This window comes from Pseudoalteromonas sp. C2R02, assembly GCF_018860845.1.
GTDB lineage: Bacteria > Pseudomonadota > Gammaproteobacteria > Enterobacterales > Alteromonadaceae > Pseudoalteromonas.
Map to the genome: position 1 here is coordinate 18,600 of NZ_JAHKQC010000031.1, position 16,324 is coordinate 34,923.

General features: G+C 35.3%; 5 protein-coding genes. All 5 read right to left on the reverse strand.

Translation table 11 applies throughout. The features are described from left to right. Positions 1 to 177: 177 nt before the first annotated feature. Genes KO527_RS12215 through KO527_RS12250 form a run of 5 tightly spaced genes read right to left on the reverse strand, consistent with a single transcriptional unit; the run spans position 178 to position 16,200 of the window. On the reverse strand, positions 178 to 1,188 hold the full coding sequence (locus KO527_RS12215) for a hypothetical protein (protein WP_216040582.1): 1,011 nt from the start codon (positions 1,186 to 1,188) through the stop codon (positions 178 to 180). Then, entirely contained in the window at positions 1,188 to 7,574 is a 6,387-nt protein-coding gene (locus KO527_RS12220; RefSeq protein ID WP_216040583.1) for a laminin G domain-containing protein, read from the reverse strand. Before KO527_RS12220 ends, KO527_RS12215 begins: the two co-directional genes overlap by 1 nt. Before the next feature lie 12 nt (positions 7,575 to 7,586). Next, positions 7,587 to 14,507 (reverse strand): thrombospondin type 3 repeat-containing protein, encoded by a 6,921-nt coding sequence (locus tag KO527_RS25900; RefSeq protein WP_252733667.1) that lies wholly within the window; start codon positions 14,505 to 14,507, stop codon positions 7,587 to 7,589. After that, positions 14,494 to 15,351: a hypothetical protein gene (locus tag KO527_RS12245; RefSeq protein ID WP_216040584.1), complete on the reverse strand. Its 858-nt coding sequence runs from the start codon at positions 15,349 to 15,351 to the stop codon at positions 14,494 to 14,496. Before KO527_RS12245 ends, KO527_RS25900 begins: the two co-directional genes overlap by 14 nt. A 36-nt stretch (positions 15,352 to 15,387) precedes the next feature. After that, on the reverse strand, positions 15,388 to 16,200 hold the full coding sequence (locus KO527_RS12250; RefSeq protein ID WP_216040585.1) for a peptidylprolyl isomerase: 813 nt from the start codon (positions 16,198 to 16,200) through the stop codon (positions 15,388 to 15,390). Positions 16,201 to 16,324: the final 124 nt, after the last annotated feature.

The window sequence follows — 16,324 nt, forward strand, 5'->3', positions numbered from 1 at the left end:
AGCCTGTATATATGTCAGTGCTGATATTTTTAATATCAATTAATCAGAAAACCACATTGGCAGGTGTTGACTAACAAAAAGAATAAAAGATTTATTTTGTGTTTTTTACAAGATCTAAACAGATCGTGCTTGCAAAGTGTGAAGTGTGAAGTGTCCATATATGTCTATTTTTATTTATTACTGTAAATCACCATTTAAAGGCTTACCAAATTCATCAAATAGAGATTCGTCTAACCAAGATGCTCTTTTCCACGAATTCCATGCTTTAGGTTTGAGTTCTAGCCACTCTTTTTTACCACCACCATTTTTCCAAGAATCTAATGCGACTTTTATTGTATTGACGCAAACCTTTGGGAAATCCTCAATACGATCTTCAAATAACTCAAGAAAACCTTTAGCAACCCTTCCTTTTATTGTTACATACATCTCTTGATTTTCGACTATATCTAACACGCTAAAAACCATAACTTTAATAGCTATGTCAGGTGCAACCATATTTACTTCAAGATTCTCACTGCAAAAATCTAAGCAAGATTCAATATAACTTGAATACCACTCATAATAATCATTGTCGTCAACATAAGGCCTTGAACAGAAAGTCATCAGGTCTGGTACTAATCTGGTAAAAATATTACTAACATACTCAATGTTGTTTTCTGCAAAAATAAATTTATAGTCTTCATTTAACTTATTTCCGTGCAAATATTTATACATAAGAACTTCTTTCTTAGCGAGAGGAAATCGATTATTAGTATTATATTCTCGAGGAATAGCAGTACCATGAAATAATCTCGCACATGATAAATACGTTTTCCCGGCATCTGCCATTTTCTGTTGCCAATGCTCATCCCGCGCTTTAACAGTATTAATCACATATTGATACATTTCATCGGTTTGTATTGGGCTAAAGAGTAATAATAGAAAAACTCTGGAATGTATTCCATAAAGTGCACAATCGAAATCATCTACAACATTTGGCTTCATTTCTTTTAAAGCCTCAGCTCTATAACTATTATGGTTAGCAAAATTGATACTTCCCGTTAAAAAAAACTCTTTTAATGTATTAAACTCTGCTTTGTCACGAGTACCATATCGCTCCACTACTGGTTTAACAAACTTCCATTCTGCTTTTCGGGCTTTCATCCAGGCTTTATCATCAGGCTGCCAGCCAGCTAAATACTTATCCATTAAAATTGCTCACTTTTTTCAATCAAATCTTCTATTAAATCCTCGTCAACACCGTCAAGCATAACATTACGACCGGTCGTTAGAATTAATGTTTTTATATCACCATGTAATAATATCTTTCTTGCTTTTTTTACAGTAAAAACTTTATTATCTTTCGCACTGTCATATCCTAAGCTAGCAAAACCTGCACTGCTTCGACCATCTTTCGGTAATTTTCGAGCGTATTGTGCTACTTTATCTAAGGTTTTTTCACTATATCCTTGTAATTCTTTAGTTCGTTGAAATTTTTGATAAAACCACTGCATTTCATTAACCAATATATTTTGGCCTTCTCTTTTTGACGTTAATACGCGGTCTAAATAAAATTGTTTATGTAAACCTTGTCCGCCTTTACTCACATCAAAACGTTTCCAACGCCTTGGGATATCATTTGCTTCACCTTGCTTATAAGATTTTATTTCTATAATCGTGCTATTTTCTGAATTGTTTCCATTTAAAGTAATATCAGAAAAACGATCATAACTAGTTCCATTTTCTTCAAGTACACCAAAGTCATTTCGAGCATATAAATACACTTTAAATCTTTGCTCAATTGCTGTTACCCTATCCTCATCTCTTAGTGTTGTTTCGTAAACTAAATGCTTAAAAGCAAGCATTCCAACATGAAATAAATGGCCATTTTCAAACTTACCACCCACTTTATCGATGTTCTCATTGAGTGATGACGTAAAAGCTTTAACATATAGCTTTTCTAATTCATTATCTATACCTGCAGAAAGTGGGATACAATTACCAATCGCTTCTGCGTCACAGACTGGGACATTACGAGATTCTAGATAAGAGAGTATTGCCAGAATAGTCAAAGGTGACATACGTAAATTATTATTTTTAGTAATATATCTGCGTAGTGCATTACCACCGGCTAAAAATCCGGTTAACGATATCGGAGAAAATGCAATTTTTCGTTCACCTTTAGTTGCTGCTTCTTTTGTATATTTAGTGACATTTTTAACTGAATCGACCAGCTTACCCTCTTTTAATTTTCCTCCTTTTCCATTTAACTGGCGTGCAGCTCTCAGTAATCCTCTTGCAAATATAGCAGATTTAACTCGGCCATAGTTTAAACCTTTTTTCCTATCCGCATATGCCACACCTATCACGCCATTGAGCGGGCTAAAATAATTTGGTTGCAAATCAACAGCAGCAGTTAAGCCCACTTCAGGCGGCTCGCCATCACCTTCCCAGCCATCTGCAGGTAAACTTAAATAATCTAACCAAGCAAAAAAGTCGTCGTCGCTTTGTATTGAGTTTATCATCACCATTAAGCCTGCTCTGGCTTCTTCATCTGCTAGCATTTCTCCTACTAACATCATAAACAGCCCTAAGTTAAAGGCGGTATCATATTTACCTTGTAATACATCATCGCCAACGCGACCCAAAACCCGACCAATAGCTTTTATGAATTTAGGATTTGATGATTTTAATGGCCTAAAGAAAGCTTTTAATGCATTTTTTACCGGAATGAGTGGCTTTAATATTGGCACAATAGTAAGCACGCCAATACCACTGATAGTTAGCTCCATTGGGTCAAAGCGTTTATCGTCATCAATTAAATAATTTACTTGTTCGTAAAATGTTTTTATATCTTCAAAAGGTAATAAAACATTGGCAGCCGTTTTAAGATTGTCCCAAACATCATCAAAGCTCCAATCAAAAAAGCCAGCGTGGGCAACCCCCATAAGGGGGAAAGGTGTATAATTTTTATAATAATTCATTGCAACGGGTGGGTAACCCGGTGGCTGTTCTGTTTCAGTATAAAACGAAGCAAATTGCCCATAAAACTGCTTGCTTATTACTCCGATAAAATTATTTTGTGACTGTGTTTGTAAGCCAACTCTAATCGTGCTGGCTTGCTCACCATTTTGATTTAGTTTACCTGTACTAATCACTTTAACTGCTGCAAGGGTTTCGTCCGCAGCAAAGGTATAATTTTTTTCTGTGGTGCCATCTTCAAATGTCACGAGTGGCTGGGCATCATAATCATAGGCTTTAAAGCTGCTTAGCTTACCACTAAAGTTTTCGCCTATCGTTAATCCGCGTTGCGTAACTGAATAAGCGAGTTCACCTGTTGCATCCTGTGAGTTTAAATGCCCATTTACTTCGAGTACCAGTTTGCCATTGTGGTACTTACCCGCCACTGTATGCCAATTTTCAAGAGAGATAGGTGCATCACTGCTTACAGTCGCTTTACCATTTTTAGTAAATAAGCTGTACGTTAAATGACCATCGTTTTCTAAAGTTAGGTTTTGAACACCGCCTTCAAAATCAAATATTGAGCCTCCGTACTCTGAGGGTTTTATATCTAAACGAAAACCAACACTATTTTTAGGTTTAAACTGCTCACTTTGAGCCACAGTAACCCGACTTGATTCCCATACATTGGCAGGATTTAAAATAGCTTGTTTATTAAATTGGTAGCTATTGCCTGTACCAGTTGGGTTATCCGCGACGAGCGTAATATGGTTATTTACACCATGATGTTGTTGATTAAAATCAACAGCTTTATCTTCATAATTATCATTAAAAATATACGCTGCTATTGGTTGAATATTGGGTTCGGCAAGACTGCCTAATTTTAATGATTCTGTATGACCAGCTGAACCATGCAGCATGATATTAGCTTCTGTTTTATATGCTAAACCTAAACTTGCGCCATCAAAACGATCATATTCATAATAGCCGTTACTGGTTTCATCACCTACGAGCATAGTGCCACTGGTATCAGCATAGTTATCTATGGATGGCGCTACTTTGGTTACGGCTAAATCCCCTTTAACTAACCCTACCCTCGCAGTGATTTCTATATTGTCTAGCGAATGAAATCCACTATAAAGTTCAAGCGTTAACTCACCATTAGCATTAGTACTGCGACTGCCATGTTTAAACTTACCAGCGCTGGCATGCATAACTACTTGCATGCCCGAAACCGCTGGGCCACCGGGTTCAGTGACTTTTACCGTGACAGGATAACTACTTCTTGGTTCCATTTGAGTTGGGTATTCTTCAATTGTCACTGTAAGTGGGGATACTGGAAAAGTTAACTGCCTAGTAGCATCTCCTGCACTGACCAAAAGAGTATTGTCAGATTCAGGCATACTACCGCCTACAATAAACGCTTTTGCTCTACCGTTTATTGTACCGTCATCTGCCATTTCAAGTTTAGCTGCACCATTTATTGCAAAACTTACAGATGTACCATCAGCTACCGCATTACCATGGGCATCTTCAATGTACACTTCTATTTCTTTGCCTTTATGGCCTTCTATAAATACTTCACCTTCGTTTTTGGTGAAATTAATATGATGTGGTTTGCCCGGTATGACTTCTATTGCACCTAGTTTTACGACATTGTCAGCATCTAAATATGCGTAAGGCTCAGCACGTGCACCAGCTTGAGTATTCATATGAATATCTGCAGGAAATACACCTTGTCTTTGGTAACTTAAATCTTCATCTTCAACAGTTGCGGCACCATTGGGTTTCCATTTAAGCTTAAGTGGAGCAGGATTTTCTCTATTTGCATAGCCTAAAATAATAGCTTGTACCGGCACAACAGGATCATCTGCTGAAACATATATTGTGCCATCTTCACCAATATTGTCGTATCCTGCCCACCGGGTATCGACTGCTACTGCCTCAAAGGCATACTCCCATAATACATTGGTCGGATCGTTATTGTTATATAAGCTAAGTGTTACAAAGTCTTCAACGTCTAATGCGGCTATATGCTCTAAATTAGTGAATATCAGTTGGTTTCCCGGACCCATTTTAGCTTTGATTTCGTTGGCCCCAAGTGAAAATACCAGTTCTTGGCCTTCGCCTAAGAATTCTAATGCGTCATGATTACTTTCTATTAGGTCGTACATAAATTTAACTAAGCTGTCACCCGCCGCTATCATTGGCACTTCTTTTTGATAAATTTCAGAAGTTTGACCATCTTGCTGCGCTCTTAGAATACTATTTACTTCTAAGTCATAGGTACTAAATTGCAATTCAGGGCGATAAACCCAACGATATATTGGCTCTGGTTTTTCTAGGTTGTCTGTCTGCCCCTCTTCTTTTAATTTTTTATATAGGTAGGTTTGCTCTAGTGTGGCTAACTGATCTAAAACAGGTACTTTAAAGGGTACATAATGTTTCGGGCGGTATTGTAATGGCCCACTATCGCTTGCACCGCCATCAGCAAATGATGGATTCGCGCGCTTAGGTTCGCCGCTTACTTGTATATAATAATGATCTGCCGGCGTAGCATCATCTGGTAGTTTTATTTGTACTATATGTGTGCCGGGTTTTATATCAAAATGTTCCATCACCCCGCCAGAGCTTAGAGAGCCTGAACCATCAATTTTTGCCAACCGTCCTGTATAACCAAAGTCAGCAAGTCCATCAGGTAAAGGTGTACCATCATGCTCATACCACTGTGTCGTTATCGTGATCATTTGATCACTATTCATTGCAGAACCTTCGTAACCTATTATATGCTTTTGTTGCTCATTAGATGCACTAGGTCCTTCATTAACCTTATAATAGCGCTCTGCCTTTATTTTTAAATTAGGCGCCTGCATACTGACTCTATTTAAGTTATCTAATACTAAGCCACCAAGGTATTGGTTCTTATACAAATTCCTATTTGAACCTATATATCCTGTTTTACGGTTAATGAGTACTGTTCTTAGCACTTCGCCTTGCTTTAAGTGATCTGACTCTCTGTTATGGAGCGCTGGATTCATATTGGCATTAGATTGAAAACGATTAAAACCATCTTCACCCCAGTTTTTGGGATGGTAACTTTGGGCGGTAGCAGCTGGCCCTCGGATCATCATTTGATATATAAATCCACGACCAATAGCTTCGTAATAACTACGACTTTCCATTAGCTCATTTTCATTAATACCTTTACGTTCAGTGATCAACATACCTGTTGATTCTCTAAAAATTAGAATATCTGTGTCTTGTAAATCATCAGTTGAAATGGTCTCAAGTAGTCCCTGATCTGTAAAATCAGGCATTTTGTCTGCTAATCGATATAAATCTGGTTGGGTCGCTTCTGGCTCAGAATCTTCACAGTTAATTGCGACGCCTTGACTATGTTCTGAACTTAAATATACACCTTGATATTCAGCATCTTTAGAGTCTTTTTTACAAACAAATAATTCGTTTTCAATATCTCCCAGCACTGCTAAATCATATTTAAAATCGCCATCAAAATCATATCTTGGATTGGCAACAGGATCTAAATCAGGCTGGTTGTATACATATTTTGTAGGTCCTTCTTCTACGGTAACACCGTTACTTTGTAATGATGCAACACCAGAAATTACACCCGTATCAACATAAAAGTTACTACTTGGTATCACTGGTATCGCAATCCCTGCGATAATGCCTATAACTTCAACATGCGCCATAAGCCCGACTAAATCAGTCTGCCCCATGTAGGCATCATAGCCAATACAAGCATCGTACCCCGGAATTTTAGATACATCTAATAGCGGCTTTACACCATTTGGTGTAAAGGCAATGTATTCATAGGTCATCCATGCTGGGGTGGTATATTGAAAGTAAAATCCCGGACAAGGCACTAAACCAAATTGCACTTTATAACTGCCGTCTTCACCGCTGTAATCTGGGTAACCTTGATAAGCATAAACTTCAACTTTAGCCCCCTCGAATGGTGCATAAAGTTTTTTATCTTTTAATGATTTTAATATTGGTGGAATACCATTATTGATTTCGTCTTCATCACCATCATAAAAACCTGATTTAAAAGCGATATTTTTATCTGATGCATAGATTTTTTTGCCTGTAGGATCAAACAATACAGCTTTAACATTTGATGACACACTTGACATATTAGTTAAATCAAAACGAGATAATAACAATATATGACCATCAGTTGGGTGAATAACTGATTCTGTAGGTTTAATCACGACACTTTTGTAATAATTGGGTAGTGTTACTTTAGGTAAATCTAATCCACCTACTGTTTTGAACTCTTCACTGTTATATTGCTCAATACTTAATACGCGTACTTTTTTGTACTCATTTTTAAAAGCATCTAACGCATTAAATGTCGAATTGATATGTTGACCGGATAATATATAAAACCCTTGTTTATGAACTGTTGACCAACCAGGTACAATTTTTCCATCTGCGCCATATTCTACATAAGATACTTTACCGTCTTGCATATCTAAGCCACGAGCAAGTACATGACCAAACCTTACTCTGTGTACATCTAACCAACCCCAGCCCTGTGCAAACCAGCTACTAAAACTAGCAGTTATCAGTACTATGAATATTATTATTATTGATATTAATTTTCTCATTACAATCACTTCCTATGGATTGACGCTAGTTTGCAACATTGCTTTAAGTTGCACTAAGCCAATTTTTCCTTGCACATAATCTTGTAATACGAGCTGTTTTTCACTATGAACCCGAGCAAAACCAATGTAATCTAAATTACTCAAGTGAACAGTACCTATGGAGCGTATATTTACGCCTTCTCTTATACCAACACCAACAGCATCTAACATGTCAGTATTTGATTTCCTGCCAATCAGCACCAAATAATCACCATCGTCAGGTAAATACTGATAACTACCATAAAAACTAGCGGCTGTGATAGTTAATGGTGTGTCGCCTGTTATCTGTATTCCTTGTGGTTGCCCTGAAAACACCCACAATGCAGGAGTATTTGCCGACATTTGCATTCCAATTGTGCTAGTTTCTAATAAGCTAAACTGTACGTTTGCAGTATTTTGTCCTTGTGATGTATTGATATGCGCTGATGAAAAATCAATTTTTAAATCTCCATTAGCTAATGTGGTATTACCTTGCCCAGATTTCACTTGGCTAAATGGCACAGTTTTATTGATCACGGGTAATGAGCAAACACCAAGACGATTGCGCTTACCTTGAGCTATATTTATGTAGCGTATGTAGTTTCCAAAATTAGGGTTTTCTCTATTTGGATTTATCTCTAATGTATAATCTCCTGACTGAATATTTTCGTGACCAGTATCAATATAACCAAAAGAAAATGTACCATCAGAGTCAGTAATATCTTGGCGATTGAGTTCATTTAAACGCACTTTAATATCAGACACGCTCGCACCAAAACTGTCTTTTACATTACCATCAAGTAAAGTTGGTAACGGTTTTACATTAAAGCTAAATCGGCTCATTTCTTTATCACTTACACTAATTTTAACTTTAATTGCTGCGCCATAAGCAAAACCATTGTCTGGATAAAATGCATAACTATGATCTCCTGGTAAACTGGCTAGACTGCCGGTAACAAGCTCATTATTTTTATTAACCTCTTGTAATTTTGCACCTTTGGGTTCAAGCAAGTTAGTGCCAGGTTCTGTTTCATCAATATATGATTGTCCATGAACTGTTTCTGTTACTTCTATATTTATAAGAGATTTATCTACTGTTTTATTAAAATAAAATGCTATGAATGCGTTTGTCTCTATTTGAGACTCTAGACTTTTAGGTTGAGTTTGTATTACCGTTAATGGCACATCAGCTAGTTTATTAATTTCAAAATTGACCTGTGATTCACCTTGTAGTTGACCATTAATATCATATGCTTTAATGCGAGCGATATGCTCTGGCCCTTTTGATAGTGTTTCACTAGATAAGGGAATACTTGTATTAATTAGGGTGTTAATTGCTGTAATTTTTTGCTCAGGTTGATCGTCGATTTTAATATATAATTCTGAATCAACTGATGCATTATTGAGTTGAGCAACAATTTGTAAATCAAACGTATTCTCTTCAATTAAATACTGTTTATTTTTAGCTGGCGCTATAATATCGATAGATGTACTTGCTTGATTATTAACAATATAATATTTTACTGTCGAATTACCTGCAAAGTCAGTTGCTTTTAATTCAAGAGGCCTTTCTTCGTTATGTGGTAAATTTATATCTAAATCAAAACTGTATTGATTTGATATGCCTGTAGGTAATAAATTTACAACCTCATCATTGATAGTAAAAGTGACAGCTTCGTCATCTATCACCACTCCAGAAATAGTAAATGGTACTTGTAATACCTGATTAATACTTGGAGACTCTACTAAAGGTGTTTGTAGTTGAATAACAGGCGGGGTTTGATCTAATGTATAGTTCAGTGTTAATTCTGAACTACCTGCATTATTTGTTACGGTTAATGTCCAAGGTCCTTCACTATGTTTTGCAGAATAACTAAATATATATCTACCAGTGACATCCGGATAAACATTCAAAGCAACATCAGTATAAGCTTGGTTTGTAACTGTTAAATTAACTTCATCTTCCGATAATATATAACCCTTAATTTCGAATTCACTTTGCTTAATTTGACTGTTATTTACCGGTGAAGAAATTTGTATTTCGGGTTTACTCGTATCCGATAACTCCTGGTAATTTAATTTAATCGCTTTATGATCATTACCAAATTTCGAGCTTACATTTACTTCTATCAGATTATCGCCCAATTCAAGTTCAAGTTGATTAAAGCTAACACTATACTGATTATCAGAAACCCAGGTAATATCACCTTGTGAGCTGTTATTTAAATATGCAGCCAATGACTCTATTGGCTTATTTGTATTGATAACAGCAGTTATATAAACATTTTTAGTATTAACAACTTGGTTATTTACATGACTTTTTATTTCAATAACGGGCTTATTAGGAGACAGTCTTTGAATTAATAATTGTTTGCTTATTTGGTTTCCTAATTTGTCAGTTGCAGTCACAGTTATTAAATTATCATCAAAAACCAGTGGTATTTCTCCACTAAACTGTCCGCTATTGTCTGTTATAAATGCAAACTGACTCTTTGGATATCGATCTGACGACATATAAAATTGCTCGAGGCCAATTTCATCTTTAATAACACCTGTAATAGTTACTTTATTGAGTTCAGTGGTCATATCTGACTGATCGATTGTCAATACAGGGGCTTCATTATCTTGTTTAAATTTTAAATAAACCGGATTTTTTAAAGTTTGCTGTGATTGGCTTTGAGCTGTTAGCTGCCACATAAGGTGATCACTATCAACAGGTACAAATAACGTAAATTCATTATTTGAAATTGTATGTTCCTCCTTTAAATCAGCTGATGTTATAGTCAGTTCAGTAGAACCTAATGCATTTAAAACATTACCTTTAATGCTCACTATTTGCTGATTTTCACTAGTGCGTGTATACCATATATATATATTGTCTTGCATATTATTGGCATTAATGAATTCAACATTTAAGGAAAAGAGTACTTGTTGTGATAGCACATTGCTTGGCGGACCATCTATATAAAATTCATTACCAGAATCTGGGTCGATAAAATTTTGACGAGTTTTAGCCCTATATTGGTATATTTGTCCATTTTCAACGTTATCATCTAAAAAGCTGTTCACTGAATCAGACATATGTATTGGAACCCATGTCTCAACACCTTGACGTTTTTCGATAATGACGCTTAACTCACCTAACGCTTCCCAGCTTAGTAATAATCCTGTTTCACCCATTTTTATGCTTAAGTTTTCGACTGAAATATTATTAAATGCTGTGTAAATTTGTGGTGTATTGCTTTTACCTAAAGTACTATTTATTGCACGTGCTTCAATTTGATATTGATATTGTTTATTTTGAATTACATCAGTATCTGAATAGTGCAAAACAGAGTTATCTAATGTTGCAATTTTAACCATTGCCGTATTTATTTGAGCACGCCAAACATAAAATTCATGTAAAAATTCGTTTTCATCATGCTGCCAATTTAGGTTTATGATGCCAACTTCCCCAGTAAGTTTTAATTCAACCTCTAATTGTTCATGCCAACGCGTTGGATCATCGGGAAACGCATCCTTATCATTATCATAACCATCGCCATCTTTATCAGGATCTGAATTATCTCCAATACCATCTTTATCCAAATCAGACCATTCATTAGGATTATCAGGAAAAGCATCTTGCTGATTTAAAACACCATCGCCATCTTTATCTGGATCGGAATTATCACCAATACCATCACTGTCTAAATCAGACCATTCACTGCTATCATTAGGAAACAAATCTTGTTCATTAATAACACCATCACCGTCGCGGTCTACATCTGCATTATCTCCAATGCCATCATCATCAATATCTGACCATTCACTAGCATCATTAGGAAATGCATCTTGTTCATTGTCATGACCATCACCATCTTTATCTGGATCCGAATTATTACCAATGCCGTCACCATCTAAATCTGCCCATTCATTTTTATTTTCTGGGAATAGATCATTTACATTTAAAACACCATCGCCATCTTTATCAGGATCCGAATTATTACCAATGCCGTCACCATCTAAATCTGCCCATTCTGATGAGTTATTCTCAAAAGCATCTTCATCATTATTCACGCCATCGCCATCTTTATCAGGATCTGAGTTATCACCTATGCCATCACCATCTAAATCGGCCCATTCAGTACCATCATTTGGAAATAAATCAGTCTCATTATCTACCCCATCACCATCTAAATCTGGATCTGAATTATCTCCAACACCATCACCATCTGTATCTTTCCATTCATTCGGATTATTAGGAAATGCATCATCTTCGTTAGCAAAGCCATCATTATCTAAATCCGGATCTGAATTATTGCCTATACCATCACCATCAGTATCAATCCACTCTGTCGGGTCATTTGGAAATGCATCGACATCATCAGGATAACCGTCATTATCTGTATCTATTGCATCAGGATCGTTGTTCCATCTTAGCGGGTCATCAGGAAAATCATCAAGTTCATTTATTACCCCATCGCCATCTCTATCAGGGTCGGCATTATCACCAATACCATCTCCGTCCATATCAGCCCAATCACTTGGGTCGTTTGGATATAAATCATTTTCATTTAAAACACCATCACCATCTCTGTCTGGATCTGAATTGTCACCGACACCATCCCCATCTAAATCAGACCATTCTGTATTATCATTAGGTAAAGCATCATCTTCATTTAAAACACCATCGCCATCTCTATCTGGGTCGGCATTATCTCCAATACCATCACCATCTAAATCAGACCACTCACTAGGATCACTTGGAAACGCATCTTCCTCATTTAAAACACCATCGCCATCTTTATCCGGATCAGAATTGTCACCAATACCATCTTTATCTAAATCTGCCCATTCAGAAGCGTCATTTGGAAAGAGGTCAATATCATTTGTAACACCGTCACCATCTCTATCTGTATCTGAATTATCACCTATGCCATCACTGTCTAAATCAGACCATTCTGTCGCATCATTTGGAAATGCATCATTTTGGTTTAATACACCATCACCATCTCTATCGGTATCTGAATTATCACCTATACCATCATTATCTAAATCAGCCCATTCAGTTCCATCATTTGGAAATGCATCATTTTCATTTAAAACGCCGTCACCATCTCTGTCTGTATCTGAATTGTCACCTACACCATCTGAGTCTAAATCTGACCACTCATTGGGATCATTTGGAAATACATCATCTTCATTTAAAACACCATCTCCATCTCTATCTGTATCAGAATTGTCACCAATACCATCAGAGTCTAAATCTGACCATTCATTAGGATCATTTGGAAATGCGTCATCATCATTTAATACAGAATCACCATCAATATCATCATCTGTATTATCTCCTATTCCGTCGCCATCAATATCTGAAGACTCCGTTGGGTCGTCTGGAAAATCATCTTCTTCATCAGAAACTAAATCACCATCAAAATCTGTTGCAACTTCTTGTGTTGAAGAAGAGAATTTAAATGAACTTAAACTTGAACGTATATTTCCCGTCGGCGCTATTTCAATTTTTGGTAAATTAGATTCGTCAGTTAAGTGATAGAAAACTTCTAATTTATAATATCCTTGGTCTAAGTAATAAGTGTTGGAGTGTGATCTATTTAAATTATTTTTGATATTTGTTTTTTGACTTACTTTATTAGAAATTGTCTGCTCAGCTATTTTCAGTTCTAATAAATCATCATGCTCTAAATAAAAGGTATAATTGCCTTCTTCTAGTATTTGTACCTGACTTGTAAAATATGCTGAGTATGGATAATTAATTTGCTCTTGTTCTATTTCAAATTTATCTAAACGCATTGCCGTATTTGGCATAAACAAATCAATTTCATTTATACTTGCCGGCTGATTTGAAAAGTAATAACGACCATTTATACCAAGTTCCCATTGTTCATTTTCAGGTTCAGCTATTAGTTCAATTTTAGTAAATTCTTCTGATGTAAGGCCTAGCTCATCAATTGCTAGGTATTGAGACTCGATATTAGGTTCTTGCTTTTTCCAGAGTAAATTTATAGCGTCTGATTCTGATTTCCCAAGTACTTCAACCCTAAGTTGATAAATTCCAGGCTCAATCCAAATCGAATTGATATATAAAGATGACCCTATTAGATTTTGGTTTATTAACTCTTTTTCTCCAATATAGATACGCAAAGGCACATTGGAATTAGCTTTAAAGCTATATAAGCTAGCTGATTCAACATTAAAATATCCCTTAAATATCATTGCCATATCATTATGTTTATTTTTTTCAACTAGGGATAACTGATTTAAATTTCCTTGCTCAATTGGTGATAAATTTTCTAATAACTCAAATGAAATACCATCTAATTCATAATAATGGTATGACAGTCCATTTATTATATTTTGAGGTTCAAAATCAATTGCGGCAGCTTGACTTAAATTATTTTGTGTTAAAAATAAATTGTGTTCGGCTAAATCTATTGTACTTGTTGTTTCAGAGAGTATGAATACTTGGGGTTGAATATCAATATCTTCAGGTATCAGCCAATAAATGAATTCGTGATAACCTATATCTAGATTCACCTCATTTTCAATTACTTCATTGTTTATAAGTAATAAACTGAGACCACTTTGTCGTGTTTCAAATCGATATTGTTCTTTTTCTTCAACATAAAAGTATCCCCTAAAATAATAAGCTCCTTTACTTTGTTTTTTCACAACATCTAAATTTAATTCAGGCGTTATTCCCATAATGTCAGGCTGAGCGTGAGTTAAAGATTCAATAGAATTGTAATCACCTGAAAAATAGTTAAATTCAACGGCAGAAATAGGATCATTCAGTACTATGCCTTCTTGATACTTCTTGCCCTCATCTGAATTAAAACAAGCAGTTAGTAAGGAAGTGGTGAAAATCAATAAGGATATTTTTTTTATTGCTTTAAATATATTAATCAAAGGCATAGATCTTAACCTCTGACTTATCTTTTAAAAATCGCGCTTGATTTTTAATCGCGTTTTTAATCTGTATCGGTGCTAAACGTTTATGAATATCTTCTTTTACTTCTATTAACGGCTTTGCAGGTAATTCTATTAAATCTATTACTTTAAAACGCACTAAAATACCATTAATACTATGGACTTTTGATGCCTCGTTCTTTGCTAAAGTAGATATTATTGATTGATAAGATTTTAGTAGCCCTTTATCAGCGCTATTGCCACGAATTATTTTAACTGAGTTTTTTTGAAACTCCGGTATATTAGCTAGCGCCTGCCAGTCTTCTTTAGGTGATATATTTTGTATAAATTTATTAATTTTCTTTACTTGTTTTTCATCATGTCCTATTTGTGCTCTGATCATATCGAAACGTCTGATCTGCTTTTTACCGAACTGAGATAAGTTATTATGATAATATTCATTCACCATTTCATTCGAAACGGGCTCTGCTGAAATGTTATTTCTGATATATTGTTTTGTAAGTAATTCATCACGATATGCTGCAACTTGAAGTTCAATATGTTGAAGCTCAACCTGTTCCATCAGTTTTAATTGCTCGGCTTTCATTAGTTTTCTAAGTACTAAGCTTTGCAAAATTTTATCTTTTGTCTTTTTAGTCAGTTGTAAAGCTGCAAATTCCCCAACAGTTTGATTTACGATTAAATCAAACTCTGTTTTATAAATTGGTTCACCATTTACTTTAGCTACAACCTCATCTGGCGCATGATTACCATTTATTGTATTGTCAGTTTGTGTTTTATTACACGCAGCAACAAGGCTTACTAAGAGTAAGAATCCTATGGTTCGCATTGATATTTCCTTATTTTTACTCTTAATAATTTAATTTTACTGAATGACAGTTATGCTCGTTTGTAATCGCTTTAGTTCTGCATCTTTTGCAACTTGGCGTAATATACGTTTAATATTACCCCTTACTTTTTCAAAAGGTTGTTTCACAATCGAAGGGCTTTGTTCTAATTTTACAATGTGGTAACCAAACTCAGTTAGAAATGGTTCTGATATTTCTGAAGCTTGCAATTGATTAAATACCTTATCTGAAAATACAGGAGAGATTGCCCCTTTTTGCATCCAACCTAATTGACCCCCTTTTTTTGCAGAAACTAAATCTTCAGAATATTGTGATGTTATTTCATTAAACATAGCGCCTGTTTTTAATTTACTATAGGCTTCCATGGCTTTGCTATATTTAGACTGACGTTGCTGTTCAGTAGCATTCTTATCCAATCTAAAAAGAATATGTGACACTTTCGCCTTTTCTTTTTGGTATTTATCTTGATTTTCAGCGTAATAATTTCTCATTGCAGTATCAGTGACAACAGTGTCTAAAAACTTCATCAAATAACGATTTAAAATTAAATCTTTTTTAATTTCAAATAATTCAGTTTCTATTTTTTGTTGATCTAAACTCCCCTCTTTTTCGATCGCTGCAATTAATGCTAAATTTTTTAAGTAATATTGCTTTGCTGATTGATATTGTTCTTCATTTTTACTATTTATTTTCTTTAATGATAAATAAGACTCTATCTCTGCTTTCGTAACTTGTTTATCACCAACTTTTGCCACACTTTCTGGCTTTGGACCACAAGCAATCAAACCACTAATAACAACTACACCAAACAAGATTTTTAAGCCTTTCATCACAACTCCCTTTACCTAAAACAAATACAAAATCCGGCGAATTATACCCTAACTATTTAAAAATAGTGAGATTTATTTAATAAAAAGCACTTTTATTATAAATAAAAAGCGCTTTTTCATACTA